21 protein-coding genes and 1 pseudogene are annotated in these 24,779 nt (G+C 64.7%); 14 read left to right on the forward strand and 8 right to left on the reverse strand.

Features of this window, described 5'->3' with window-relative positions; translation table 11 throughout:
• Window positions 1–3: 3 nt before the first annotated feature.
• Both AC1DB0_RS12275 and AC1DB0_RS12280 read right to left on the reverse strand, forming a co-directional pair.
• Window positions 4–1,002: an NAD(P)H-quinone oxidoreductase gene (locus AC1DB0_RS12275; RefSeq protein ID WP_476756964.1), complete on the reverse strand. Its 999-nt coding sequence runs from the start codon at window positions 1,000–1,002 to the stop codon at window positions 4–6.
• Window positions 1,003–1,084: 82 nt separating this feature from the next.
• Complete coding sequence (locus AC1DB0_RS12280) at window positions 1,085–2,206, reverse strand: ABC transporter ATP-binding protein (RefSeq protein ID WP_175169944.1); 1,122 nt, start codon at window positions 2,204–2,206, stop codon at window positions 1,085–1,087.
• A 361-nt stretch (window positions 2,207–2,567) separates the two neighbouring features.
• Here AC1DB0_RS12280 and AC1DB0_RS12285 point away from each other — a divergent pair, with 361 nt between their 5' ends.
• Window positions 2,568–3,818, forward strand: a complete 1,251-nt coding sequence (locus tag AC1DB0_RS12285) for a flavin-containing monooxygenase (protein WP_054426225.1) — start codon at window positions 2,568–2,570, stop codon at window positions 3,816–3,818.
• A gap of 473 nt (window positions 3,819–4,291) precedes the next feature.
• Entirely contained in the window at window positions 4,292–6,178 is a 1,887-nt protein-coding gene (locus AC1DB0_RS12290) for an ABC transporter ATP-binding protein (RefSeq protein WP_476756965.1), read from the forward strand.
• Window positions 6,179–6,273: 95 nt separating this feature from the next.
• On the opposite strand, the gene AC1DB0_RS12295 is transcribed toward AC1DB0_RS12290, so the two are convergent.
• Window positions 6,274–6,897 carry a LysE family translocator gene (locus tag AC1DB0_RS12295; RefSeq protein WP_245636414.1) on the reverse strand — a complete coding sequence of 208 codons (624 nt, stop codon included), beginning with the start codon at window positions 6,895–6,897 and terminating at the stop codon, window positions 6,274–6,276.
• Window positions 6,898–7,039: 142 nt separating this feature from the next.
• Here AC1DB0_RS12295 and AC1DB0_RS12300 point away from each other — a divergent pair, with 142 nt between their 5' ends.
• Entirely contained in the window at window positions 7,040–7,522 is a 483-nt protein-coding gene (locus AC1DB0_RS12300) for an Lrp/AsnC family transcriptional regulator (protein ID WP_175169941.1), read from the forward strand.
• A gap of 23 nt (window positions 7,523–7,545) precedes the next feature.
• Here the strand turns inward: AC1DB0_RS12300 and AC1DB0_RS12305 are convergent, their stop codons facing one another.
• Window positions 7,546–8,220: a DJ-1/PfpI family protein gene (locus tag AC1DB0_RS12305; protein ID WP_175169940.1), complete on the reverse strand. Its 675-nt coding sequence runs from the start codon at window positions 8,218–8,220 to the stop codon at window positions 7,546–7,548.
• Window positions 8,221–8,322: 102 nt separating this feature from the next.
• Between AC1DB0_RS12305 and AC1DB0_RS12310 the strand changes: the two genes are divergently transcribed.
• Both AC1DB0_RS12310 and AC1DB0_RS12315 read left to right on the forward strand, forming a co-directional pair.
• Window positions 8,323–9,210 (forward strand): GlxA family transcriptional regulator, encoded by an 888-nt coding sequence (locus tag AC1DB0_RS12310; RefSeq protein ID WP_447982883.1) that lies wholly within the window; start codon window positions 8,323–8,325, stop codon window positions 9,208–9,210.
• The gene (locus AC1DB0_RS12315; protein ID WP_254600555.1) at window positions 9,207–9,650 is read left to right on the forward strand and encodes a hypothetical protein; all 444 of its coding nucleotides are present in this window, start codon (window positions 9,207–9,209) and stop codon (window positions 9,648–9,650) included. Before AC1DB0_RS12310 ends, AC1DB0_RS12315 begins: the two co-directional genes overlap by 4 nt.
• Window positions 9,651–9,790: 140 nt before the next feature.
• Here the strand turns inward: AC1DB0_RS12315 and AC1DB0_RS12320 are convergent, their stop codons facing one another.
• Window positions 9,791–10,513 carry an SDR family oxidoreductase gene (locus AC1DB0_RS12320; RefSeq protein ID WP_175169939.1) on the reverse strand — a complete coding sequence of 241 codons (723 nt, stop codon included), beginning with the start codon at window positions 10,511–10,513 and terminating at the stop codon, window positions 9,791–9,793.
• The gene (locus AC1DB0_RS12325; RefSeq protein WP_441371191.1) at window positions 10,510–11,517 is read right to left on the reverse strand and encodes a Bug family tripartite tricarboxylate transporter substrate binding protein; all 1,008 of its coding nucleotides are present in this window, start codon (window positions 11,515–11,517) and stop codon (window positions 10,510–10,512) included. The genes AC1DB0_RS12320 and AC1DB0_RS12325 overlap by 4 nt, the downstream gene beginning before the upstream one ends.
• Before the next feature lie 169 nt (window positions 11,518–11,686).
• On the opposite strand from AC1DB0_RS12325, the gene AC1DB0_RS12330 reads away from it, so the two are divergent.
• The 7 genes and pseudogenes from AC1DB0_RS12330 (at window position 11,687) to AC1DB0_RS12360 (ending at window position 19,443) form a co-directional block, all read left to right on the forward strand.
• The gene (locus AC1DB0_RS12330) at window positions 11,687–12,727 is read left to right on the forward strand and encodes a cyclase family protein (protein WP_054426240.1); all 1,041 of its coding nucleotides are present in this window, start codon (window positions 11,687–11,689) and stop codon (window positions 12,725–12,727) included.
• A 3-nt stretch (window positions 12,728–12,730) separates the two neighbouring features.
• Window positions 12,731–14,347 (forward strand): AMP-binding protein, encoded by a 1,617-nt coding sequence (locus tag AC1DB0_RS12335; RefSeq protein WP_175169938.1) that lies wholly within the window; start codon window positions 12,731–12,733, stop codon window positions 14,345–14,347.
• A 2-nt stretch (window positions 14,348–14,349) separates the two neighbouring features.
• Window positions 14,350–15,093 (forward strand): GntR family transcriptional regulator, encoded by a 744-nt coding sequence (locus AC1DB0_RS12340; protein ID WP_342067753.1) that lies wholly within the window; start codon window positions 14,350–14,352, stop codon window positions 15,091–15,093.
• 136 nt (window positions 15,094–15,229) lie between these two features.
• A complete protein-coding gene (locus tag AC1DB0_RS12345; protein ID WP_175169936.1) occupies window positions 15,230–16,492 on the forward strand; it encodes an ABC transporter substrate-binding protein in 1,263 nt (420 codons plus the stop codon).
• A gap of 143 nt (window positions 16,493–16,635) precedes the next feature.
• Window positions 16,636–17,067, forward strand: a pseudogene (locus AC1DB0_RS12350) (NUDIX hydrolase); the annotation flags it as partial.
• Window positions 17,068–17,172: 105 nt separating this feature from the next.
• Window positions 17,173–17,982, forward strand: coding sequence for an aminoglycoside phosphotransferase family protein (locus AC1DB0_RS12355; RefSeq protein ID WP_427947307.1), 810 nt, complete (start codon window positions 17,173–17,175; stop codon window positions 17,980–17,982).
• A gap of 66 nt (window positions 17,983–18,048) precedes the next feature.
• Entirely contained in the window at window positions 18,049–19,443 is a 1,395-nt protein-coding gene (locus tag AC1DB0_RS12360) for a GntP family permease (RefSeq protein WP_054426248.1), read from the forward strand.
• Here the strand turns inward: AC1DB0_RS12360 and AC1DB0_RS12365 are convergent.
• Window positions 19,422–20,333 (reverse strand): LysR family transcriptional regulator, encoded by a 912-nt coding sequence (locus AC1DB0_RS12365; protein ID WP_476756967.1) that lies wholly within the window; start codon window positions 20,331–20,333, stop codon window positions 19,422–19,424. The genes AC1DB0_RS12360 and AC1DB0_RS12365 overlap by 22 nt on opposite strands.
• Before the next feature lie 117 nt (window positions 20,334–20,450).
• Here AC1DB0_RS12365 and AC1DB0_RS12370 point away from each other — a divergent pair, with 117 nt between their 5' ends.
• The gene (locus AC1DB0_RS12370; RefSeq protein ID WP_441371186.1) at window positions 20,451–21,194 is read left to right on the forward strand and encodes an SDR family oxidoreductase; all 744 of its coding nucleotides are present in this window, start codon (window positions 20,451–20,453) and stop codon (window positions 21,192–21,194) included.
• A gap of 125 nt (window positions 21,195–21,319) precedes the next feature.
• On the opposite strand, the gene AC1DB0_RS12375 is transcribed toward AC1DB0_RS12370, so the two are convergent.
• On the reverse strand, window positions 21,320–23,419 hold the full coding sequence (locus tag AC1DB0_RS12375; RefSeq protein WP_476758673.1) for a TonB-dependent receptor: 2,100 nt from the start codon (window positions 23,417–23,419) through the stop codon (window positions 21,320–21,322).
• 386 nt (window positions 23,420–23,805) lie between these two features.
• Here AC1DB0_RS12375 and AC1DB0_RS12380 point away from each other — a divergent pair, with 386 nt between their 5' ends.
• Window positions 23,806–24,690 carry a crotonase/enoyl-CoA hydratase family protein gene (locus tag AC1DB0_RS12380; protein ID WP_054426253.1) on the forward strand — a complete coding sequence of 295 codons (885 nt, stop codon included), beginning with the start codon at window positions 23,806–23,808 and terminating at the stop codon, window positions 24,688–24,690.
• Window positions 24,691–24,779 lie beyond the last annotated feature (89 nt).

Here is a 24,779-nt window from a genome sequence, read left to right on the forward strand (position 1 = left end):
TTGTCAGGGTTTGAGGACCAGCTTGCCGAACACCTTGCCGCTTTCCAGCAACTGATGCGCGCGCACGGCGTCGGCCAGGGGCAGGCTTTGCGCCATCCTGGGCCGGACGCGGCCCGCAGCCACCAACGGCAGCACATGGCGCCTGAGCGCGACCGCCATCCGAGCCTTCTCGGCATCGGTTTGCGGACGCATGGTCGATGAGTGCAAGCTCAACTGCTTTTGCATCAGGGTCAGCAGTTCGATGTTGACGGCCGACCCCTGCAGAAATGAAAGACTCACGTGCCGCCCGCCGAAGGCCAGCGCCTGCAGATTGCGCCGCACATAATCGCCGCCAACGATATCCAGCACGACGTCCACGCCACGGCCCTGCGTGAACGCCGCGCAGGCTTCCACGAAATCCGTGTCATGAAAGCAGATCACCTCGTCGGCGCCGAGTTCGCGCAGGGCATCCAAGCGATCGCGTTCGCCGTCCGTGGCGATGACCCGCGCGCCAGCGGCATGCGCCATCTGGATGGCCAGCGTGCCGATGCCGCCTCCCCCGCCATGGATCAGCACGGTCTCACCCATGCGCAGGCGGCCCAGTTCGAACAGGTTATGCCAGACGGTGAACAGGCCTTCCGGCAGTGCGCTTGCCTGCGCGTCGTCCAGCGCCTTGGGCACTGCCAGGGAATGATCCACGCGCGCCACGCACCACGGCGCATAGCCGCCGCCCGCAAGCAGGCTCATGAGACGTTGCCCAAGCAAGGAATCCGGCACGCCGGGTCCGCACGCCGCGACCTCGCCGCAAGCTTCCAGCCCCAGCACGTCGGTCACGCCCGGCGCCGGCTTGCTCACGCCCTGGCGCTGCATGATGTCGGGCCGGTTGATGCCGGCCGAATGCACGCGCAACAACACTTCACCGGGACCCGGCGCCGGGACTGGCCTGCCGGCCAGCGTCAACACTGTGGCGTCGCCCGGCTCGCGGGCGATGATGGCTTGCATTTCAGTGGGGATTTGATTCATGGCACTGTGCCTCGCAGACGAATGGAAACTCGGCGGCTGCGCAGGCGCGGCCGCCAGGAAGGGGCATCGCGTGAAGCCGTATTCAGGACGGCGCGTTGAAGACACTGACCCCGTGGCCGGGCAAGGCAAGCCCCGCCACGGCGCCCACGGGCCATTCATGCAGGCAGTTCAGGTCGAAGGTGCGCACCATGACGTGCTGGCGCCCTTCCACAGGAATGTGCACATCCAGGTACAAATCCACGTGATCGCCCTGGAACACGTGGTTGACGACCGTGCCGCTCAGGACCGATCCGCTATGCAGCGCTTCCAGCTTGATATGTTCAGGCCGGACATAAAGATCAAGCCGGTGGCCCTCGTGCGACCCGCCCACCAAGCGCTGGCGGGGGATATGCGTCAGCCCCGCGCCCAGGCGCAGCTGGATGGTTTCCGCGCTGGTGCCGTGATAGTGCGCGGGCAGGATGTTGACGTCGCCCAGGAACGATGCCACGAACGGGTCCTGCGGATTGCGGTATAGCTCGTCCGGCGTGGCGACTTGCCGGATCACGCCCTGGTTCATCACGGCGATGCGATCCGACATGCTGAGGGCTTCGCCCTGGTCATGCGTGACGAAGATCGTCGTCACGCCCAGCCTGCGCTGGATATCGCGGATTTCCACCTGCATGGCGCCGCGCAGGCTTTTGTCCAGCGCGGAAAATGGCTCGTCGAGCAACAGGACCTTAGGACGGATCACCAACGCGCGCGCCAGCGCCACGCGCTGCTGCTGGCCGCCGGACAGCTCGCGCGGCTTGCGCTCGCCCAAGCCATCCAGCTTGACGAGCGCCATGGCTTCACGCACCCGCCGCTCGATCTCGGCGGCCGGCACGCGCCGCATCCGCAGGCCGTACGCGATATTGCGCTCTACGGTCATGTGCGGGAACAGCGCGTAGTTCTGGAACACGATGCCGATCTGGCGCTGATACGGCGGCAGCGCCGTGACGGGCGTGCCGTCGATGAAGATCTCGCCGTTGTCCGCGTCGGCAAATCCCGCGATCAGGTTCAGCAAGGTGGTCTTGCCGCAGCCCGACGGGCCCAGCAGCGTCAGGAACTCCCCGCGCTCGATCTTCAGGGACACCTGTTGAAGCACCGCGTGACCGCGATATTTCTTGACCACTCCCTCCAGGCTGACCGCGCTGGAGCTATCGGAGGAATAGGGACTATTCGGCATGGCTGCTGCACTCACTGAAGATCAGTTTCCCGGCGCGAGAATTCCGGGAAAAACAGGCGGTGGCCGCATGGCACGCAAGTGCTGCGGCGCCAGCGTTCTGGTGCAGTCAAGAATACGGTAAAGCCCTATTTCCAGTGCATTGCCGATGCTGATGGGGGCCATCGGAAAAAAGAAATCATGACGGCGCAAGCGCAATGGCGTGTGCCGCCCGGGGCAAACCCACACCTTTGCTTTTTCCTAAGTCAGCCGTCCGAAAAACGAAGTTATCAAGTTGAGGCTTCGGGGTCACACTGCGTGCCAATCGGATCGTCGTGTCAGCCACGAGACGCACCAGGGTCTCGGTATTCCTTAGGATCTTCACATGTCAATTGAAAAAACCAACACGCTGGTGATCGGCGCCGGCCAGGCCGGCATCGCAATGAGCGAGCACCTCGGCGCGATGGGCGTTGCGCACATCGTGCTCGAACGCAAACGGATCGCCGAACGCTGGCGCTCCGAACGCTGGGACTCGCTGGTGGCCAACGGCCCCGCCTGGCACGACCGCTTTCCGGGTTTGAAGTTCGATGACGTCGGGCCTGATATCTTCCCGCCCAAGGAGCGCATGGCCCAGTACTTTGAAGACTACGCGAAGATGCTCAATGCGCCCGTGCGCACCGGCGTCGAAGTCCTGCGCGTGCAGCGCAACGACAAGCGCCCGGGCTTCACCGTCACCACCTCCGCGGGCACCATCGAAGCCCAGCACGTGGTCGCCGCAACCGGCCCCTTCCAGATCCCCACCTATCCGAAAATCGTGCCGGAAAGCGCCGGCATCCAGCAGCTTCATTCCTCGGCCTACAAGAACCCGGGGCAATTGGCCGACGGCGCCGTGCTCGTCGTCGGCGCGGGCGCCTCCGGCTCGCAGATCGCCGAAGAACTCCGCCAGGCCGGCCGCACCGTCTACCTGTCCGTGGGCGAACACTACCGGCCGCCCCGCTCCTACCGCGGACGCGACTACTGCTGGTGGCTGGGCGCGCTGGGCATGTGGGACGAAGTGAAGAAAAAGCCCAAGCGCGAACACGTCGCCTTCGCCGTGAGCGGCTACGAGAACGGCAAGACCATCGACTTCCGGCGCCTTGCCCACGACGGCATCCAGTTGGTCGGCATCACGACGTCGTATGAAAACGGGGTGCTGCACTTCGCCGACAACCTTGGCCGCGATGTCGCCCAGGGCGATGCCGACTACTTCGAAGTTCTGCGCGAAGCCGACGCCTACATCGAGCAGAATGGCCTGGACCTTCCGCCCGAGCCGGATGCCTGGAAACTGCTGCCCGATCCGGAGTGCCTGACGTATCCCACCCTAAGCCTGAATCTGGCCGAGGCCGGCATCAAGACCATCCTGTGGGCAACCGGCTTCAAGGTCGACTTCAGCTGGATCGACGTCGACACGTTTGACCAAAACGGCTACCCCATCCACAAGCGCGGCATCTCCGCCGAAAAAGGAATCTACTTCCTCGGCCTGCCCAACCTCACCAACCGAAGTTCCTCGTTCATCTGGGGGGTTTGGCACGACGCCCGCTACATCGCCGACCATATCGGAATCCATCTGGACTACCTGGCGTACAAGAAGGAATGACGGAATCCGCAACAGGCGTGCTCCGGCCCTGACGCAAAAAACCCGCACCCTGGATCAGGAGGCGGGTTTTTTTTGCAGATGCTCCGATGCTCTGGCTGACCCTGGAACATTGATCGTTGAAAAAAACCCACAGCAGACCCGATCCGCATTCTGGCCCCGTTGATTCCCATAACTCATTTCTATAGAATCAGCAATTCGGGCGTGTGCCCATTTCTTTTCGTCCACTCAACTCACCGTCAGGGAGGCTGCATGATGATTCACCCCATGCCGAACGCCGTCCCGCGCGTGTCCCCGCGACGCCACTAAGTCGTCGCCCGCGCGGACCCATCGCTAGACCGTTACCTAGCGACTGGTCCTCCGTGCCTGTTCCAAAAACCTGAACGCAGTCGCCTGTGCCCATTCGGCGCATGGCTTGTTATCCCTCTTTCATCACAAGGACATCCTGGCGTGTCTTGTGCCGCCAGGCCATTGTTATGGCTAGAAAAAAAATCGACTTTCGAGGACAGGCCTTTAAGGATGTTCTGGGCTTTACCTTCCGGCACTGGGGCCTGCAACCCTGGCGCACGCTTGTCATCGTGCTGCTGGCGCTGCTGTCGGCTGTGGCCGATATCCTGACGCCGATGTACGCCGGCAAACTGGTCGACGCCGTGGCCTCTGGCTCATCCGGCAACGAGCTGGCCTGGAGCGCCGCCATCACCGCCTTCTGGCTGCTGGTGGCGCTGGGCGTGGGCGGCACGCTGCTGCGCCAGGCCGTGTTCCAGAACATCATCACCTTCACGTTGAAGATGATGAACGGCATCGTGTCCAACGCGTTTCATCGCGTGCAGCGCTTCTCCACGGACTGGCATGCCAACAGCTTCGCCGGTTCGACGGTGCGCAAGATTACGCGCGGCATGTGGGCCGTGGACATCCTGAACGACACGCTGCTGATTGCGCTGCTGCCATCCGTTGTGATGCTGGTGGGCGCCACCGCCTTGCTGGGTGCGCATTGGCCGCTGATGGGGCTGGTGGTGGGCCTGGGTTCGGTGTTGTACATCGCCGTCACCGCCGCGTTGTCGCTGGGGTTTGTCGCGCCCGCCGCGCGCCTGGGCAACGCGTGGGACACGCGCATGGGCGGCGCGCTGGCTGACGCCGTCAGCTGCAATGCGGTGGTCAAGGCCTTTGGCGCTGAAAACCGTGAAGAAGCGCGGCTGGATCGCGTGGTGAACAAGTGGCGCAACCGCACGCGCCGCACCTGGGTGCGCGCCACGCTGAACGGCGGCATTCAGGGTGCGATGCTGGTGGCGATGCAGGCCGCCATTCTGGGCGCGTCGCTGCTGCTGTGGTCGCGCAACCAGGCAACGGTGGGCGACATCACGTTCACGTTGACGATGTTCTTCGTGCTGCAAGGCTATCTGCGTGACGTGGGCATGCACATTCGCAACCTGCAACGCTCGGTCAACGACATGGAAGAACTGGTCGCGATGGAACGCCAGCCGCTGGGCGTGGCTGACCGCGCGGGCGCAGGCGCCATTCACGTCACCGCAGGCGAAATCCGTTTCGAGGACGTGACATTCCGCTATGGCTCGCACAACACCGCGCTGTACGACAAATTCTCCGCGCGCATTGCGCCGGGCGAACGCGTCGGGCTGGTGGGGCATTCGGGCTCGGGCAAGACCACGTTCATCAAGCTGATTCAGCGCCTGTATGACGTGAACGACGGCCGCATCACCATCGATGGGCAGGACATCGCCCAGGTGAAGCAGGCATCGTTGCGCAGCCAGATCGCCATCGTGCAGCAGGACCCGGTGCTGTTTCACCGCACGCTGGCCGAGAACATTGCCTACGGCCGGCCCGGCGCCACACAAGCCGAGATCGAGCAGGCGGCGCGGCTGGCCAGCGCGCACGAGTTCATCATGTCGCTGCCCAAGGGTTACGACACGCTGGTGGGTGAACGCGGTGTGAAGCTGTCGGGCGGTGAACGCCAGCGCGTGGCGATTGCGCGGGCGTTCCTGGCGGACTCACCCATCCTGATTCTGGACGAAGCCACGTCCAGCCTGGATAGCGAAAGCGAAGTGCTGATCCAGCAGGCCATGGACCGTCTGATGGTGGGCCGCACGACGCTGGTGGTGGCGCACCGGCTGTCCACCGTGCGCGCGTTGGACCGTCTGCTGGTGATGGACCGCGGCCGCATCATCGAAGAAGGCAGCCACGACGTGCTGGTCCGTTTGAAGGGCGGCCTGTATCGGCGCCTGTTTGAACGGCAGGCGCTGGAACTGACCAAGGGCATGACGGCAGCCGAGATGTTGCAAGACGGCGCCACGCCGCCTCCCGCTGAAGACGAAGACGTGGACGCCGGTGAGTTTGCGTTCGGTAAGTAAGGGGTGGCAGATCTAAGGGGTGGCAGATCGCGGCCGGCAAATAGGTTTTGGCAAATAGGCTCTGCCAAAACCCGTTCGCCATACAGCGCCCGGCATCACGCCGGGCGCTGCGCCAACGTCAGGCGTAAGCCGAAGCCGATCAGCGCCGTGCCGAAGATCACGCTTTGCACTTTCTGAGCGCGGGGGCTGGCTGACATCCAGCGCCCCACTGCCCCGCCTGCCAACGCGCAGATCACGTCGAACGTCAGCCCCAGGCTGACCAGGATGACGCCCAGCACGGCAAATTGTTGTCCGATGGACCCGTGCGCAGGCGACACGAATTGCGGCAGCAGCACCGAGCAAAACAGCAAGGCCTTGGGGTTGAGCACGTTGGTCAGCACGCCGCTGAGCAACGCGCCGCCCAGCCCCTTGCCGCCCGCCGCCGGCTGGCCCGTCGCGTCAAGCGCCACCGGCTTCGCGCGCAACAACTTCACCCCCAACCACACCAGATAGCAGCCGCCTACCGTGCGCGCAGCGTCGAAGGCCCAGGGATGGGTTTTGAACAAGGCCGCCAAACCCAGCGCCGCCAAGGTCACATGCGCGGCACGCGCAATCGCCAGCCCCACCGCGACCGCCAGCGCTTGCCCGCGCCCGCGCAGGACGCCGGTTTCCAGCAACAGGATCATGTCCGGCCCGGGCACCACGTACACAATCAGCAAGGCCCCAAGAAACAACGCCATATCGGCCATATCCGCGCTCCCACGCATGCTCTTCAAGGCGGTCATTCTAGGAAAATCGGGCTGGCATGTGCTTGCGATTCATGCCAATGGAATTATGATGATTGGCATAATCCACTAGCAGAAAAACACTTTTCCTAATTCCATGCCAAAACATGAACTGGACGCTTACGACCGCCGCATTCTGGAAGCATTGCAACAGAATGGCCGCCTGACCAATGTGGAGCTGGCCGAGCAGATTGGCTTGTCGCCCTCACCCTGCCTGCGGCGCGTGCGCATGCTGGAAGAAGCGGGGGTGATTCAGGGATACGAAGCGCGGCTGGCGCCAGACGAAGTGGGTCTGGGCCTGACCGTGTTCGTCGGCGTGAAGGTGGAACGGCACCACGAACGCGACGCCGAACAGTTCCGCAAAGAGGTCAGCGCCCTGCCCGAAGTCATCGCGGCGCATCTGGTGTCGGGCGAGTCTGACTTTCTGCTGCAAGTGGTGGTGCCGGACCTGCGCGGCTACGAGCGCTTTCTGCTGGGCACGCTGTTGAAGCTGACCGGCGTGAAAGACATCCGCAGCAACTTCGCCATTCAGACGGTCAAGCGGCAAAGCCCGCTGCCGCTGGACCATCTGGGCAAGTAGCCCGCGCCGCACCTCGTGGCGGGTTACGGCATAGTCGCCGCCGCCCGGTCCACCAACGCCGCGCGGCGGTCAAAACGCGCCTGCGACATGGCCAGATAGCGCTCGACGATAGCGGGTTCAGACGTCGCGGGCGTGCCGCCCGGAAACGGCGGCTTCGGGTCGTACTCGATCTGCAACTGGATCAGCTTGGCGACGTCATCGCCGCACAGCGCCGCCACCACCTTCAAGCCCATGTCGATGCCTGACGTCACCCCGCCCGCGGTGTAGGTGTTGCCGTCCACGCACAAGCGTTCGTCGGTAGGAATCGCGCCAAAGCGCGACAGCAATTCGCGCGCACGCCAATGGCTGGACGCCCGCTTGCCGCGCAGCAGGCCGGCCGCGCCCAGCAGCAGAGAACCCGTGCAAATACCAAACAGATATTGCGCCGCCAGGCCTTGCTGCCGGGTGAACGCCACCCAATCGGCGTCAACGATGGCATCATCCGTGCCCGGCCCGCCCGGCACCACCAGCAGATCGCATTGCGTGGCGGATGCCAGCGTCTGGGTCGGCAAAAATTTCAGGCCGCGATCGCAACGTACCGGGTCCAGGCTTTTTGAGACAAAATCCACGGTAAACCCCGGCGCATTCGCCAGGACCTCGTAGGGGCCGGTCATATCCAGCTGGGTCAGCCCTTCGAACAAGAGAATATTCACATGCATGACGATGCTCCCTCAAGAACGCCAACGCCCAGCATAGGCGGACGCGCCCGGCCGCGTGTGCCAAAAAATGCAGAGATTGCGCCAGAACGCGCGCCTCAGCGCGTGGTGTTCGTGTTGTACGACGGTTTCCAGCCGCTGGATCTGGCGGGCCCGTGGCAGGCGTTCAGCTCGGCCAACGAAGAAGCCGGACGCGTGCTGTATCAGTTGAGCACCATCGCCGCCACGCCTGTCGTCAGCACCTGGGAACAGGGCTTGCGCATGCAGGCAGACAACACATTCGAGGCCGATGGCGATACGCCCATCGACATGCTGCTGGTGCCGGGCGGCCCCGGCGTGGACCGCGCCAGCGCGCACGCGGAAACGCGCGCCTGGCTGCGCCGCCGGGATGCAACGACGCCGCGCACGTGCAGCGTTTGCACGGGTGCCTTTCTGTTGGCCGCCTGCGATCTTCTCAATGGCCGCGCCGTCACCACGCACTGGCGGTCGGCCGACCGGCTGCGCCAGCTGTACCCGGCGCTGCGCGTGGAAGACGACCGCATCTTCATTGAAAGCGGCAAGTACTGGACGTCGGCGGGGGTGACCGCCGGCATCGACCTGGCGCTGGCGCTGATTGAACGTGACCATGGCGGCGCGCTATCGCAGCAGGTGGCGCGGCGGCTGGTCGTCTTCATGCGCCGCGATGGCGACCAGCGCCAATACAGCCAAAGCCTGCGCCTGCAAGACCGTGTGGCGGCGCCCTTTCGCGATCTGGTGGAAAAAATCGAAGCGCACTTGTCGGCCCGCTGGTCCGTGGACGACATGGCCGACGCCTGCCATATGTCGCGCCGCACCTTCCAACGCAAATTTGCGGTGCACTTTGGCGTGGCGCCCACGGAAGTCTTGCGGCGGCTGCGAGAAGAACGCGCCAGCGCGCTACAGAGCACCGGTAAGATGTCGAAAAAAACGGTCCAACATCACGTGGGGCCGGTACCCAACAGGCCACCCCAATGACGCTACCGAATCACCGCGAATGCCTTGCCCGCTGGACCGCTGTTGCGGCCGCCTTGCTGACGCTGACGCTGCTGACCGCCTGCGACGATACGCCTTCCAAGCCAAAGCTGACGCTGGAGCAAAAGCTGTTTCAAGACCTGGCTCCCCATCGCGAGTTCAAGGGGGATCTCAACGGGCAGCCCGTGCATTTGATCGTCCACGACTGCGACGTCTATCTGAACGAGGCGGACCCGGAATCTTCGACCGGCGCGCGCCGCTGGACGATCGTGCTGGAACCCGAGTTCTACCCGTCGTTCATGGCGTGCCAGCGCCAATCGCTGACCCGCAAGGGCAACACCGTGGAAGCCGAGATCGGTGAAATGGCGATGGGCGCGGGCGGCTGCTGCGCAACGGGCGGCGTGTTCCGGTCCACCGACGGGCGCCACTGGAAGCCGAAGTAAACCGCAGCAAGCCGCGCCCCCGCGGCTTCTGCCTCGCGGCCTCTACCCCGCGGCTTCTACCTCGCGGCTTCTACCCCGCCGCCTCTACCCCGCCGCCTCTACCCCGCCACGCCTACCCCGCCACGCCTACCCCGCCAGGCCTACCCGGCCAGCCCCACCGACATTCCGCCGCACACGTACAGCAATTGCCCCGTGATGAAGCCCGCCTGCTTGTCCAGGAACATGGCGACGCTGTGGGCCACTTCGTCCGGCGTTCCGACACGGCCCACGGGAATGGACGCTTCCAGCGCGCGCGTCTTGGGCGCGCCCGGCGGGTTGGACTGATTGAACAGTTCCGTGGCGATGGGGCCTGGCGCTACGGTGTTCACCGTGATGCCGTGGGCGGCCAGTTCCAGCGCCCAGGTGCGCGTCATGCCCGCCAAGCCCGCCTTGGATGCGCCGTACACCGAACGCCCGCCTTTGCCTAACGCCGCGCGGCTGCCGATGTTGACGACGCGTCCGTAGCCCGCCTGCCGCATGCCCGGCAGCAAGGCCTGCATCAGCAACACCGGCGCGGTGATGTTCAGCGCCATCGTGCGCAGCAGGTCGGCTTCAGTGACGTCTTCAATATCGGCCACCTGAATCATGCCGGCGTTGTTCACCAGATGCAGCACGGGGCGCTCGGCCGCAAGTTCCGTTGCGGCGGCGCGCGTTGCGGCGGCATCGCCCAGGTCAACCGAGCGGAAGGTTTCGCCCGGCAGCGTGTCATCAGGCGCGCGGCGGCTGAAGTTGACGACGTGATAGCCGTCCTTGAGCAGGCGCGCCACAATGGCGCGCCCGATGCCCCGGCTGCCGCCGGTAACCAGTGCGATGGGGGTTGTCATTGCGCGGTGATTCCTTTGTCTTTGATGAGCCCGCCCCACTTCTTGCGCTCGGCGGATTCGAAGGCGGCCAGGTCGGCGCCGAAAAGCGTACCGGGTTTCGCGCCCATGGTGGCGAAGTTCGTGGCGATGGCCTGGCTTTGCAGACCGCTGCGTGCCGCGTCGATCAGCTGTTGGACAACCGGCGCCGGCGTATTGCGCGGCGCGTACAACGCGAACCAGGCGGTGACGTCAAAGCCGGGCAAGCCGGATTCCGCCACGGTGGGCAGATTGGGCACCGACGGGTCGCGGGCGCCTGACGTTACCGCCACGCCGCGCACCAGGTTGCCGTCCTTGATCTGCGCCAGCGCGCCCGGCAGGTTGTCGAACAACAGATCCACCTGCCCGCCCGCCACAGCAGGCAATGAGGCAGACGTGCCCTTGAACGGCACGTGCAGCATCGTCACGCCCGCCATCGACTCGAAGTACGCGCCCGTCAAATGCACCGACGAGCCAATGCCGGGCGATGCGTAAGTCAGCTTCTTGTCGGGCGATTGCTTGGCGGCCTTGATGACATCGGCCACGGTTTTGTACGGCGACTTTGCGCTGACGGCGATCACGTTCGGCGTGGTGGACACCAGCGCAATCGGCACCAGATCACGCTCCGGGTCGAACGTCATGTTGCTGTACAGAAACTGGTTGATGGTCTGCGTGCCGATGGTGCCCAAGCCCAGCGTGTAGCCGTCCGGCTTGGCGCGCGCCACGTAGGCCATGCCGATATTGCCGCCCGCGCCGGGCTTGTTTTCAACCAGCACGGTTTGCTTCAAGCCCGGTTGCAGCGCGTTGGCGATGGCGCGGCCAAAGATGTCGGCCCCGCCTCCGGGCGGATACGGCACGACGACCGTGACGGGGTGCTCGGGGTAGCCGGCGGCATGCGCGGCGGAGTGAATGACGGGCAGCGCCAGCGTGGCCAACGCGGCCACGGCAACGCTGCGCCACCCGGCGCGCGGGGGTACGGCTTGGGTCATGAATCTGTCTCCTCTTGAATCCGCTGACTGCGGATTTCTTCTTAAGTCTTGTGGGTACAACTCGGCAACATCGGGGAAAATTCCAACCTGCGGAATATTCAAAGCACTTCAAAGTACGTAAATACGTACTATAGTTATAAAAACATAGAACATAACCAGGAGACAAGAGATGAAACGCTGGACGCAACGCCCCGAAGGTTCCACCTGGGGCGACTTCGGGCCGGACGACGAGCTCGGCAGGCTGAACCTGCTGACCGAAGAAAAGGTGCTTCAGGGCGTGCGTGAAGTGCAGGCGGGCAAGGTGTTCTGCCTGTCGCTGCCGTTGGACCTGCCCGGCGGCAACGTGCTGAACCCGCGCCGTCATGCGCCTACGTTGAAACCCACGTTCCGCGAAGGCACGCCCTACCTGAACTTTGCGATGTCGCAGGTGCAGCCCGAGGCCGTTGACGTGCTGTCGGACGATCAGGTCACGCTGTCGATGCAATATTCCACGCAGTGGGACGGCCTGTGCCATGTGGGCGCAATGTTCGATATCCAAGGCGACGGCGAGCCGCGCCGCGTCTACTACAACGGCTTTGCGGCGGGCGTTGACGTCTTTGGCGGCGTGGACCCGGACACGTCCGACAACGCCTGCTGCCCGCCCGGCGGTTCGTATGCGCGCAAGCTCAGCGTCAGCCGCTACGCCGAAAAAGGCATGCAAGGGCGCGGCGTGCTGGTGGATCTGGCGCGCGCCTTCGGCCCTGGCCGCACGCTCGTCGGCCACGAACAACTGCAAGCCGCCATGCGTGACCAGAACGTCGTCGTCGAACCCGGCGACATGCTGGTGCTGCGCACAGGCTTCGCCGAGCGCGTCGTCGCCATGAACGGCCAGCCCGATCCCCACGAACTGGAACAGACGGGCGCGGTGCTGGACGGCGCCGACTCCGCCCTGCTGGACTGGATCACCGCCAGCGGCATCGCCGCCATCTGCGCCGACAACTACGCCGTGGAGTCCTACCCTGCGCGCACGTCCGGCCCCGGCCATTCGATCTTGCCGCTGCACCACCACTGCCTGTTCAAGCTCGGCGTGCCGCTGGCCGAGCTCTGGTACTTGAAGGACTTGGCCGACTGGCTGCACGCCCAGGGACGCAACCGCTTCCTGCTGACCGCCCCGCCCTTGCGCATGCCCGGCGCGGTGGGTTCTCCGGTAACGCCGATTGCCACGGTGTAAGCCATGACCGCACCCACGTCGACTTTTTCCGCGCACCTGGACGCGCTTGCCGCCCGCCGTCCCGACGCCACGCTGCTGATCGATCAAGACCAGCGGATCAGCGCCACACAGCTGCGCGCACAAAGCCGCGCCCTGGCGGCAGGGCTTGCACGCATCGGCGTGCAGCCCGGCCATCGCGTGGCCGTGTGGCTGCCCAACTGCGCGGCCTGGGTGGAATCGTTTCTGGCCTGCGCGCATCTGGGCGCGCTGGTGCTGGCCGTCAACACGCGTTTTCGCGCGCTGGAAGTGGCCGATATCCTTGGCCGCGGCCAGGCCGATTGGCTGGTGTTCTGGCCGGGTTTCAAGGGCATCGACTTCGCCGGGATTCTTGACGGCGTCGCCCCGGAACACCTGACGCGTTTGCAAGGCGTCGTCACGCTGGGGGCTGACGATGAACATGCGCCGGCTACCCTGCATGACAAACCGGCGCATCGCTACGCAGACTTGCTCGCCACCCAAACTCCGCCGCCCGCCCCGCATGGCAACGCGGGCGTGCTGTGCTTCACCACGTCGGGCACCACGTCCAAGCCCAAGTTTGTGCTGCACGACCAGCAAACGCTGCTGCGTCATGGCGCGGCGGTGGTGCAGGCGTTCGGCTACGATGACCACAGCTGCGTGCTGGCCAGCGCCCCGTTCTGCGGGGCGTTCGGCTTTGCGACGCTGGTGGGCGGGCTGGCGCAAGGCGTGCCCGTGGTGTGCGCGCCGGTATTCAATGCGGCGGAATCCGCGCAGGCCGTTGCCCGCTACGCCGTCACGCACACCTATGCGAACAACGAAGCGCTGGTGGGCATGATGCAGGCGGCAGCCCCCGGCACGTTTGCGTCGGCGCGCCTCTTCGGCTTCGCCAGCTTCACCCCCGCGTTGGACAACATGCTGGACTTGGCGCGCGACGCGGGCGTGCCGCTGACGGGGCTGTACGGTTCCAGCGAACTGATCGCGCTGGTGGCAGGCCAGCCGCGCGACCCGCAAGAGGGTGACGTGTCGGCGCGCCATCAACCCGGCGGCACGCTGATTTATCCTGATGCCCGCGTGCGCGCCCGCGACCCTGAATCCGGGCAAGTGCTGCCGCACGGCCAATCGGGCGAAATCGAAATCTTGTCGCCCAGCCTGATGCAGGGTTATCTGGACAACCCCGACGCCACGCGCAACGCGGTCACGGATGACGGCTATTTCAAGACAGGCGACCTGGGCTACACGCTGACCCCGCGCCAATTCGTCTTCCAGACGCGCATGGGCGATTCGTTGCGGCTATCCGGCTTTCTGGTGAACCCCGTGGAAATCGAGCAGGTCGTCGAAACCCTGCCCGGCGTGCGCGCCTGCCAGGTGGTGGGCGCCACCCGCCACGGCAAAATCGTGCCGTATGCGTTTGTGCTGCTGCAAGCCGGCGCCACGGCCGACCCCGCCGGCTGGACGGCGGCGTGCAAGGCGGCGATGGCCGGTTTCAAGGCGCCCGTGGGCTTTACCGTGCTGGACGCCTTCCCGTCCGTGGAAAGCGCCAACTCGGTCAAGATTCAAAAACACCGCCTGCGCGACATGGCGGAGGCTATGCTCTCGGATCTTTCCCCACCGGCCGCCCCCTGACCATGCCCGCCCGCAAGCTTTTCTCGCGCAGCCCCCAGCCGCTTTATCTGCAAGCGGCGGCGCTGTTCCGCAGCCATATCCAGAACCGCACCTGGCGGCCGGGCCAGCAGATCCCGCCGCTGGAATCGCTGATGGAAACCTATGGAATCTCGCGGGCGACCATCCGCCAGGCCTTCGGCCTGCTGGAGCAAGACGGCCTGATCCGGCGGTCGCGCGGGTCTGGCACGTTCGTCAATGCCGAGCTGCCCGAAACGCCAACCTTGCTGATTCCAAAAACCTGGGCCGAAACCGTCGAGCTGAGCAATCAGCTGGGCACGGTGTCGCTGGTGGAATCCAGCGCTGATTCTCCGCTGCCTGACTCGCTGGGCATGCCTTGCGAGGCCGACCGCAGCGGGCTGTTCCAATACCTGCGCCGCGTACACACGACCGACGCCGGCCCCTTCTGCTACAGCGAAGTCTTTCTGGAAAGCGGGCTGTTCCGCAAGCATCGCACCCGCATCCAGAAAAGCACGGTGGCCCCGGTGCTGGATCAGTTCTACGGCGCGCGCATCACCGAAGCGCGTCAGGTGCTGAACGTGATCGAAGCGGGCCAGGAATCCGCCGAGTCTCTGCAAATTCCCGTGTCGTCGCCCGTGGCCGAGCTGCGCCGCTATGCCTGCATCGACGGCCGCGTGGTGTATTTCGCGCGGCTGGAATTCCCGTTCCGCAAGGTGCGGATGGAATTCGATCTGCTTGCCCATCGCTGATTCGCGCGCCCTTCGTTCAACCGCCCAAGGAGCCCCACCCCACCGCCACGTCCATTTGCGCGGCCCGCCCCCAAACCAGAGCGCCATTGAAGCGCCAGCAAGTTTCAGACAGATCCGGCACAAGAGGAGACAAACCATGGCTTACGCCAACACGCCCCGGATTTCCATGCATTGCCGCAGCACGATTACCCGCTTGTTCGCCGCCACCGCCCTATCGGCGGCGGCCGCCGCACCGGCCTGGGCGCAGCAGCCCGCCGCCATTTCTGACGACATCGTCCGGCTCGGCCTGATCCTGGACATGAGCGGCGTGTACGCCGACGTCACCGGCAAGGGCAGCGCCACCGCCGCCCAGATGGCCATTGAAGATTTCGGCGGCACGGTGCTGGGCAAGAAGATTGACCTGATGGTGGTTGACCACCAGAACAAAGCCGACATCGCCGCCGCCAAGGCGCGCGAATGGTACGACACGCAGAAAGTCGACGCCATCATGGACGTGGCAGGCTCGGCGCCCGCGCTGGCCGTGCTGGAAGTGGCCCGCGAAAAAAAGAAGATCGTGGTCTTCAGCGGCCCCGGCACCGAACGCATCACCAACGACCTGTGCTCGCCCTATTCCGTGCACTACACCTACGACACCTGGTCGCTGGCCAACACCACCGCGCGCGCCACCGTCGAAAAAGGCGGCAAGAGCTGGTACTTCCTGACCGCCGACTACGCCTTCGGCCACACCTTGCAGGCGTCCGCCACCGAGGTCGTCAAGGCCAATGGCGGCACGGTGCTGGGCGCGGCGCGCCACCCGTTGGGCTCCAGCGACTTCGCCTCTTATCTGTTGCAGGCCCAGGCCAGCAAGGCGCAGGTCGTAGGGCTGGCCAATGCCGGCGGCGACACGGTCAACGCCATCAAGGCCGCCAGCGAATTCGGCCTGACCAAGGGCGGCCAGAAGATGGCGGGATTGCTCTTGTATATCAACGACATCCACGCCATCGGCCTGGACGCGGCGGCCGGCCTGACGCTGACCGAAGCCTTCTACTGGGACATGAACGACCAGACGCGCGCCTGGTCGCAGCGCTACTACGACAAGCTGAAGAAGATGCCCAACATGAGCCAGGCGGGCACCTATTCGTCGGTGATGCATTACCTGAAGGCCGTGCAGGCGGCGGGCACCGATGCGCCGGAGGCCGTAATGAAGCAGATGAAGGCCATGCCCATCAACGACTTCTTCGCCACCAACGGCCGCATCCGCGAAGACGGCCGCATGGTGCACGACATGTACCTGTTTGAAGTGAAGCAGCCGTCAGAATCCAAACGGCCGTGGGACTACTACAAGCTGGTGGCGACCTTGCCGGGCGATCAAGCCTTCATGCCCTTGTCGAAGTCGACCTGCCCGCTGGTGAAGAAGTAAGCGGAGGCTCAGGAAGGAGGCTCGGTACTGAGCATCCGCAGTGAGCATGGGCACCCGGCATCAGCATGGGCCATCAATAGACACGCGGACGGGCGCCTGCCCGTCCGCGTTCTACACTGCACGCATTGCCGCTGGATGCCCTCATGACCACTCTCCCCGCTCGCCCCATTCCCGCCACCATCGCCGCCGTCATCCGAGACGGCCACGTGCTGCTGGTTCGCCGCGCCAACCCGCCTGATGAAAACTGCTGGGCATTTCCAGGCGGCAAGATTGACGCCGGTGAATGCATCGAAGCGGCGACGGCGCGCGAATTGCTCGAAGAAACCGGCGTGGTGGCCGAACCCTTGCATGTATTCGACGCCGTTGACGTCTTCGACCGCGACGACGCGGGCGCATTACGCCGGCATTTCATCCTGATCGCCGTGCTGTGCCGCTGGCAATCGGGCGAGCCCGTGGCGGGCGACGATGCGCGGGACGCACGCTGGATACCGCTTGCCGATCTGGAAGGCCATGAACTGGCCACAAGCTTTGGCGTGGCGAGGCTGGCGCGCAAGGCGGCGGCGCTGACTGCGGCGTTGGATTCCGGTTCGAGTTCGGGTTCAGGTTTGAATTCCGGTTCGGATTCCGGTTCGGATTCCTGTTCGGATTGCTGTTCGGATTGCTAAGCGATGGTCCCCACAATGTTCGACGCCTACCTGTCCCGCTGGAACCTTACGCCCGACGGCGCGCCTATCGAGACGCATGCGGCGCGGCTGCTGCCCGTCATCCATCAGGGCGCGCCCGCCATGCTGAAGATCGCCTTGCAAGAAGACGAACGGCAAGGCGGCGTGCTGATGCGCTGGTGGGACGGCCACGGCGCGGCCCGTGTGCTGGCGCACGACGACGACGCCATCCTGCTTGAGCGCGCGATGGGCCCGCGCTCACTCGCCGCCTATGCCCGCACCGGCCGCGACGACGAAGCCACGCGCATTCTTTGCGGCGTGCTCAACGATTTACACGCGCCACGCGCCAAGCCGCTGCCCCCTCTGCGCGGCCTGGAGGGATGGTTTACCGATCTCTGGCCCATGGCGCAATCGCACGGCGGCATCCTGGCCGAAAGCGCCCGTTACGCGCGCGCCCTGTTGGACGACCCGCGTGACGTCTCCGTGCTGCACGGCGATATGCATCACGACAACGTGCTGGATTTCGGCGAGCGCGGCTGGCTGGTCATCGACCCCAAGCGCCTGACCGGCGAACGCACGTTCGACTACGCCAACATCTTCTGCAACCCCGACCTGTCCGACCCCGTGCCACCCGTGGCCACCGTGCCCGGCTGCTTCGAACGCCGCTTGCAGATCGTGGTGGATGAATCCGGCCTGGAGCGCCGCCGCCTGCTGCAATGGGTAGTGGCCTGGTGCGGGCTGTCGGCCGCCTGGTATCTGGGCGACGGCGACGATGCTGCGGTCGACCTGAACATCGCGCATCAGGCCCTCGCGCTGCTGCGGGTCTGATCTCCCGGCTTGATCGGGTAAGGTGTAGCCCCTGCACCCCTTATCTCTTCATTCCAGGAGCAATGAATGACCGGATTGTTTATCGTGGTGGCGGCGCTGGCGTTCCTAATGCTGGCGGCGTATCGAGGCTATAGCGTGATTCTGTGCGCGCCCATTGCTGCCATGGGCGCGGTGCTGCTGACGGACCCGTCGGCATTGGCGCCCATGTTCTCAGGCGTGTTCATGGAACGCATGGCGGGCTTCGCCAAGCTGTATTTCCCCGTGTTCCTGTTGGGCGCCGTGTTCGGCAAGCTGATCGAGCTATCAGGCTTTTCACGCGCCATCGTGCAGGCGGTGCTGCGCATGATTGGCGCGGAGCGCGCCATTGTCGCCATCGTGCTGGTGTGCGCGGTGCTGACGTATGGCGGCGTGTCGCTCTTTGTGGTGGTGTTTGCCGTGTACCCGTTCGCGGCCGAGATGTTCCGCCAAGGCGGCATTCCAAAGCGGCTGATGCCGGGCGCGATTGCGCTGGGCGCCTTCACCTTCACGATGACGGCGCTGCCTGGCACGCCGCAGATCCAGAACATCATCCCCACCACCTTCTTCGAAACCACGACCTGGGCCGCGCCCTGGCTGGGTTTGATCGGCGCAGCGTTCACGTTGACGGTAGGGGTCTCGTACCTGGAATGGCGGCGCAAGCGCGCGGCCGCCGCGGGCGAAACCTATGGCACCGAACTGCGCAATGAGCCGGTCACGCCCGCCAGCGAACGCAACCACCATCCGCTGATTGCGCTGCTGCCGCTGGTGGTGGTGGGCGTGATGAACTACCTGCTGACGCGCTGGATTCCGGGCTGGTATCCGGCCGGTTCCGAAGTGAACCTGCCCGGCTTACCCAAGCCCATGGCCGTCAATGTGGAAGACCAGGTGGCGTTGTGGGCGGTGATGGGCGCACTGATTGCGGGCATCTTCACGATCTTGCTGTTCTCGTTTCGCAGCATCAAGGCGCACTTTGCCGAAGGCAGCAAGAGCGCCGTGTCGGGCGCGTTGCTGGCATCGATGAACACGGCGGCGGAATACGGCTTTGGCGGCGTCATCGCCGCGTTGCCCGGCTTCCTGCTGGTGGCCGACGCATTGAAGTCCATTCCCGATCCGCTGGTGGGCGAAGCCATTGCGGTGACGTCGCTGGCGGGCATTACCGGGTCGGCCTCCGGCGGCATGAGCATTGCGCTGGCGGCCATGGCGCAGACGTTCATCGACGGCGCGCACGCCGCCGGCATCCCCATGGACGTGCTGCACCGCATCGCCGCCATGGCCAGCGGCGGCATGGACACGCTGCCGCACAACGGCGCGGTCATCACGCTGCTTGCGGTGACGGGGCTGACGCACCGGCAGTCCTACGGCGACATCTTCGCCATCACATTGATATCGACGATGTCTGTTTTCGTGGTGATCGCCGTGTACTACCTGACCGGCATCGTCTGACCGAAGGCGTTGGCGAAAACCTCCGCGAGCCACTGGGTGAAGACACGCACGCGCGCTGACACCTGGCGGTTTTGCGGATACAGCACCGACACGGGCATGGGCGCGGGCGGCCAGTCTGGCAGCACGATCTGCAACTGCCCCGCCGCCAGCTCCTGCTCTACCCGATACCGCGGCACCTGCACCAACCCCAAGCCGGCCACCGCTGCGCTGGTATAGAGTTCGGCCCCCGTCACGCTGACAATCGCCGCCGCACGGATTTGCACGTTGCGGCCATCCACCATGAAGTCCAGCGGAATGCCGCGCCCGGTGGCGCTGGACAGGAAATCCACGGTTTGATGATGGGCCAGGTCTTCCAGCCGCGCCGGCACGCCAAAGCGCGCCAGATAGGCGGGGCTGGCCACCGTCACTTGCGGCATCTGCGCAATCTGCCGCCCTGCCAGCGATGAGTCCTGCAAGGCCCCCGCGCGCAACACGCAATCGACCCCTTCCCGCACCAGATCCACCAGGCGGTCGTCTTCGCCCAGGTGCAGAACGATATCGGGATAGCGCGCCAGAAAGCCAGGCAAGCCGGGCATGACGAAATTCTTGGCCAGCGTGCCTTGCGCATTGATCCGCAGCAAGCCTTTGGGCGCGGTGTTCAGAAAGGCGCCGTCCGCTTCTTCAAGATCGGCCAGCAGGCGCACGCAGCGTTGGTAATAGGCTTCACCATCGTGCGTCATGCGGACCTGCCGCGTCGTGCGTTCGAGCAGGCGCGCGCCCAAGCGCTTTTCCATGCGCTTGATCAGCGTGGTGACGGTGGCGCGGGGAATTTGCAGGTCTTCGGCCGCTTGCGAAAAACTGCGGCGTTCGGCGATGCGCACAAACACCTGCATTTCTTGAAAACGATCCATAGCGGCGGCCCATTATTAATGCAGATGGAATTATGTTCGCGAATATAGGGTAATTATCTTCTGTTTGGAATAGTTCATGATTCGTTCCATCCCCACCCTGTAGACGGAGTTAGCCTCATGACCCAACAAGCCCCCCAACGTGTTGCGCTGGTGACCGGCGGTTCGCGCGGCATTGGCGCGGCCATCGTGCGCCGCCTGGCCCGCGACGGTTTTGCCGTGGCCATCAACTATGCCGCCAGCGCGTCCGAGGCCGATGCGTTGGCCGCTGAGATCCGCGACGCCGGCGGCCGCGCGCTTGCCGTGCGCGCTGACGTGTCGAAGGCGGCCGACGTCACCGCTCTGTTTGACCAGGTGCAGGCCGAACTCGGCCGCATCGACGTGCTGGTCAACAGCGCGGGCGTGCTCAGCGTGCAACCGCTGGCCGACACCACCGACGAACAGTTCGAACGCACGTTCGACATCAACACGCGCGGCACCTTCAACACGCTGCGCGCGGCGGCGACCCGGCTGGCCGATGGCGGCCGCATCGTCAACGTGTCCAGCACCACCATTGCGCTGAACCTGCCCGGCTACGCGATCTACATCGGCAGCAAGGCGGCGGTCGAGAGCTTCACGCATGTATTTTCGAAAGAACTGCGCGGCCGCCAGATCACCGTGAACGCCGTGGCCCCCGGCCCCGTCGCCACCGAGCTGTTCCTGAAAGGCAAAAGCCCGGAGCTGATCGAACACTTCACGAAGCTGCCGCCGCTGGAACGCCTGGGCCAGCCCGACGACATCGCGGGCGTGGTGTCGTTCTTGGCGGGGCCGGACAGCGGCTGGGTGAACGGCCAGATTCTGCGCGCCAACGGCGGCATCGCCTGACCGCTTGGCGGGTAGCGGGCAGCGCGGGCCATGGTTGCGGGCCAACGCTGCGTGCCAACGCTGCGTGCCAACGCTGCGTGCCATGAATGCGGGCTACTGACGCGGGCCCGCCCTGCCCGCCTTGCCTAGAACCGGTATTGCGCCGTGGCGACAACGGTGCGCGGTTCGCCGAACTGGATCTGGCCGGCGCTAGTGGCCGAGCTGTAGTAGGTCTTGTCGGTAATGTTGCGCACGGCCAGGCGCCAATCCCATTTGCCCGTGCGGTATCCCAGCAGCGCGTCCCAGCGCGCATAGCCCGGCAGCGTCGTCAGGTTGGTGTTGTCGGCATAGCGTTCGCCCACAAAGGTCAGGCCGGTTTCGCCGTACAAGCCTTCAGCGGGTTTGTACGTCAGGAACACGCTGCCGTTACGCCGCGCCACGTTGCTGATGCGGTTGCCGGCCAGGCCATTGTTGTCTTCCACGATGGACGCGTTCTGTAAGCCCACGCCCCCACGCAGATACCAGTTGCCCATCAGGCGGCCCGCCGCGGTCAGCTCGACCCMGCGTGAACGCTGCTTGCCCGTCAGCAGCACCAGGGTCGGATCATTGGGGTCCGTCGTGCGGCGGTTGTAGAGCTCAAGCTGATAGACGGCCAGCGTCGTGCTCAGTTGCCCGTCCAGCCAATCGCTTTTCACGCCCACTTCCGTCTGGCGCGTGTGTTCCGGGTCCAGGTCGTTGGTATTGCCGCGCGCATTCGGCGTGATGCCGATGGTGCCGCCGCCCGTGGGGGAAAACGTCTTGCTATAGGACGCATAGAAGGAATGGTCGCGCACCGGCGTCCACACCAGGCCCACGCGCGGGCTGACGCCGCTGCTGTCATGCGAGGCCGACGCGTCCAGCAGCTTGTTCGTGGAATCAATGCTGAAACGGTCCATGCGCACGCCCATCAACACCTGCCACGCGTCGTTCAGCTTGATCTGGTCTTGCAGGTAATAGCCCTGGCTCTTGACCTTGTGGCGCGCATCGCTGCTGACCGCCATGCGGCCGTTGTGCTGCAAGGACAGGTTCGGATCGACCAGGTCCAACGCCGGCACGGGTTGCGCGCCCGGCCCGCTGGTGGCCGCCGAATACAGCGTGGGCGAACGGTCCTGGTGCGAGAGCTCAACGCCGAGCAACACCCGGTGTTCGATGCTGCCTGTGTGGAACAGGCCTTCGGTTTCCAGGTTGTTGGTGATGTTGCGGGTGGACAGGTTCTGCTGCCAGCGCGTGCGCGTGACTTTGCCGGTGGCGGCGTTGTAGCCGGTCAGGTAGGTGTTGTCGAAATCACTATCCAGCTTGAAGACGCCCAGCGTGTAGCGCAGTTGCCAGTCGGGCGCCAGCGTGTAGGCCAGGCGTGAACGGAACGATTGGGCGCGGTCGTCGATGTAGTCACGGTCGGGGTCGCCATAGACGGTGCTGCGGCCCACGTCGGCGGGGCGGCCGTTAACGCTGGGGATGCCGCGGTCAGGCGTGCGGTCATAGCGGCTGTACTCGTACTGCACCAGCCAGTCCAGGTTGGGCGTGATGCGCCAGTTGATGGCGGGCGCCACCAGTTGGCGCGTGCCACCGATCTTGTGGCGAAAGCTGTTCGTGTCTTCCTGGCCCACGTTCAAGCGCACGCTGACGTTGTCGCTGGGGTCGGCGCTCAGGTCGCCATACACGCTGCGCAGGTCCCAGCTGCCCGTCTGCGCTTCCACGGTGGACTCGCGGCCCGGCGTGGGCGCCTTGCTGACGCGGTTGATGATGCCGCCCTGGCTGCCCCGCCCGTACAACACGGCGGCGGGGCCTTTCAGCACTTCGATGCGTTCAATGTTGTGCAGGTCGCGCACGTACTGGCTGTCGTCGCGAATGCCGTCCAGATAGAAGTCATTGCTGGCGTCAAAGCCGCGGATGCGCACGGAGTCAAAGCGCGTGTCTTGCGCGCTGGACACGTTGGGCATGCCGGACAGCGCATCGCTGATGGTCGAGACGCCGTAGTTCTGCACGTTTTCAACCTTGACGGTGTCGATCGTCTGCGGCACGTAGCGGGCCGGCGTCTGCGTGCGCGTGGCGGTGGTGACTTCTGGCACGCGGGGATCGTCGGCATTGGCGCCTTCGACGCTGATCGCGGGCAACTGCGCCGTCTGGGCAACGGCTTGGGGCAAGGCGCAAGACAGCGCAAGCGCAACGCTCAACGACAGAGAGCGCGGAACAAACGGGGGAAACATCGCAACGCCTTCAACAATTCAGGTTTATGAAAGCCGCGATGCTAACGAGAACGAATTTTGTTTGCAAATGAGAATTATTTTGTGTCGGCATTCCGCCACAGAGTCATCCCAACGCATGAGTCCTGTTGATTTCAGCGGGTCATCCGGGAACGCCCGGATCTTCTTGAGTTTGCGAAGGTGCTCATCCGTTGCGCCGATGCGCGGCTCGTTCGACCGGTTGAGCCGGCAACGCCGTTCGCACGGTTTTTGCATTCATCACTCGGGCCTTTGACCTACGGACAAGTCTGGCCAGCCGGTCGAGGTTTGCATGAGACGACAGCCGGAAGCTCTGTATTAGGCTGACCCGGCAGTACTCCGACTCACCTTGATCGATTGGACGAAAGCACATGAATCAACTCATTCATACAGACTGCCACCCCTTTACCGCAGCCGGCAACATGAAGCAGATTTCTGCGTTTTATGAGGAAGGACGTCGTGTCATGTGGATGATGCTCCGGGCGCAGCCGCGGCCTTGCTTTAACCACGAACTTATCGACGAAATCATGACCTTGGCGCGCGCCGCCAAGGATTCGGGCCTGCCCATCGACTTCTGGGTCACGGGCTCGCTGGTGCCGCAGATCTACAACGTGGGCGGAGACCTGAACTTCTTCGCCGAAGCCATCCGGACAGGCAAGCGCGAAGCGCTGCGCGCCTATGCGCGGGCTTGCGTGGACTGCGTACATGCCGCGTCGCGCGGTTTCGACACCGGCGCCATTTCGCTGGCCATGATCGAAGGCACGGCGCTGGGCGGCGGCTTTGAAGCCGCCCTGGCCCACCACTTCGTGCTGGCGCAGAACAATGCCCGTATGGGCTTCCCGGAAATGGCGTTCAACCTGTTCCCGGGCATGGGCGGCTATTCGCTGGTGGCGCGCCGGTCAGGCATGCAATTGGCCGAAGAGCTGATCAGCTCCGGCGAATCGCACACGGCCGAATGGTTCCACGGCAAGGGCTTGGTCGACAAACTGTTCGAACCGGGCGAGGCGTACCGCGCCACGCGCACTTTCATCGACGTCATGCGGCCCAAGCTCAACGGCATGCGGGCCATGCTGCGGGCGCGCCAGCGCGTGCTGAACCTGTCACGCTCCGAATTGATGGACATTACCGAAGACTGGGTCGAAGCCGCGTTCTCGATCGATCCGAAGGACCGCGCCTATATGGAACGCCTGGTGCTGGCGCAGAACCGCCGCAGCGCTTCCAGCACGGACGCCGTGCAGGAGGCGACGATGCATTGATACCGCCGCCGATAGCACGGCATTGAATTGCCGCTACTGGCATAACGGGGCTGGCGTCCGGCGTCCGGCCCCGTCGATCGCAACGCGCA

Source organism: Achromobacter sp. 10T422 (assembly GCF_056394065.1).